Raw genomic sequence first — 1,572 nt, forward strand, 5'->3', positions numbered from 1 at the left:
TGAACTGTCCCCCGGAAGTTGGACTGATTTATTCAGTTTTTCTTCCGGGGGGGGGATTTGTATGCATCCGAGATCTACGTTGACTCATGAGCAGCGTGCGGTGCTGGTGGGTTTGTTTGAGCAGGGTTTTGGTTACAAGAGTGCGGCTAGGCAGGTTGGTGTTGCTAAAAAGCCGGCCAGGAATTTGTATGATCGCTGGCAGATTCGTGGCAGTGTTGTACTTGTGAGAAAACCAAACACTAGTGTTTATCCTTTTGAAGTCAAGCGTGATGCAGTGTTGCGTTTCCTTGCTGGTGAATCTCGTGGGAGTATTGCTAAAGATCTTGGACTATCCAGGCCAGATTTAGTGAGGAAATGGGCTCGGATTTATGAGCAGCAAGGTGAGGACGGGTTACGTCCTAAACCTAAAGGCAGGCCTGCTAAGTCTGGGTCTAAACCGAGTAAGCCTTTGTCTGAGACTGAGCAGTTACGCCGTCAGGTGGAGTATTTACAGGCGGAGAATGCTTACCTAAAAGCATTAAGGGACTTGATGCGCAAAGAGCAATAACTCGTACCCGAGTGGTTGCAAGTCTCAAGTCCCAGTATCGTCTTGCGGATTTACTCCAAGCTGCTGGCCTTGCCAGGTCAACGTTTTACTATCACCAAGCCCGCCTTGATGCTCCTGATAAGCACGCTGGGCTCAAACGTGAGATCAAGACCGTGTTTGACCAATCCCACGCACGCTATGGTCACCGTCGCGTCAGGTTAGCTTTGAAACGTCAAGGCATTTGCGTATCTAGAAAACTGGTAGCCAAACTAATGAAACAAGAACACCTAGTGTGCCAGGCGCGTAAGAAGAAGCGTTACAACTCTTACAGATCCAACCAATCCAACGCGGCTGGCAACGTTCTTAATCGTGATTTCACAGCTACCAAGCCGAACCAGAAATGGGTCTCAGACGTCACTGAGTTCAGAGTAGGAAACCAAAAACTGTACCTGTCACCAATCATTGACCTGTACGACCACAGCGTCATCTCCTACTCGATTAGCGCCTCACCAAACCTAGAACTCACCAACTCTAGCCTGCGCAAAGCCTTACACCAGGCGCAGCCAGGACCGGGCATGATCATGCATACGGATCAAGGATTCCAATACCAACACCACAGTTGGAAAGCCCTACTAGCCAACTACAACGCTACTCAATCCATGTCCAGAAAAGGTAACTGCCATGACAACGCCATAGCAGAAAACTTCTTCGCTCACCTCAAAGCAGAACTGTTCTACCAACAAGCGTTCACCAACACCGAAGACCTAGCCAATCAAATACAGGACTACATCCACTGGTACAACAACCAACGCATCCAACAACGACTCGAGGGCATGACCCCGAACGAATATCGGAATCATGCCCTCGTAGCCTAAGAACCCCTACTATTAAACTGTCTAACTTTCAGGGGACAGTTCAAAAGTCGGGGTGGCCCTCAGCTCAACTCAAGTGCTGGTCGCTACCGAATGCTTCCTTGTCTGCGTGAATGCTTGTTCAAGTGGGTTAATAGACAAAAATCGTTGCTTAAGATCGGTGTTTTCAGTGAT

The 1,572-nt window shown here is 48.8% G+C and carries 1 pseudogene; it reads left to right on the forward strand.

Annotated features, from left to right (window positions below):
* Positions 1 to 86 precede the first annotated feature (86 nt).
* Positions 87 to 1,401, forward strand: a pseudogene (locus PG731_RS09265) (IS3 family transposase).
* Positions 1,402 to 1,572 lie beyond the last annotated feature (171 nt).

The organism is Pauljensenia sp. OF14-1SRA (genome assembly GCF_027694595.1).
GTDB lineage: Bacteria > Actinomycetota > Actinomycetes > Actinomycetales > Actinomycetaceae > Pauljensenia > Pauljensenia turicensis_B.